This is a genomic window from Massilia sp. 01N410 (genome assembly GCF_056399665.1).
Map to the genome: position 1 here is coordinate 1 of NZ_JBFTRV010000084.1, position 392 is coordinate 392.

The following is a 392-nucleotide window of genomic DNA, read 5'->3' on the forward strand; positions in this document are numbered from 1 at the left end:
GCCTGGGGCCACGCCATCGGTGGCATGGGCGCGATCAGCCAGGCCATCGCCGCGTCCGCGCGTGCGGCCGGCGCCGAGCTGCGCGTCGATGCCGACGTGCAGCGCCTGCTGGTTGAGGACGGGCGCGTGGTCGGCGTCGCGCTGTCCGGCGGCGAGAGCCTGCGCGCACGTGCCGTGGTGGCCAACGTCAACCCGAAGCTGCTGTACGAACAACTGCTGCAGCCCGCCCAGGTTCCCGCCACCACCCGTGAACGCATGGCGAACTGGCGCTGCGGCTCGGGCACGTTCCGGATGAACGTGGCGCTGTCGCGGCTGCCGGATTTCCGTGCCCTGCCCGGCCCCGGTGATCACCTCAGTGCCGGCATCATCATGGCGCCCAGCCTGGATTACAT

The 392-nt window shown here is 71.4% G+C and carries 1 protein-coding gene; it reads left to right on the forward strand.

Annotated elements, in window-relative coordinates:
• Nucleotides 1–392 (forward strand): FAD-dependent oxidoreductase (locus AC1DOP_RS27350; RefSeq protein ID WP_477254435.1); only part of this gene is annotated, 392 nt, incomplete at both ends.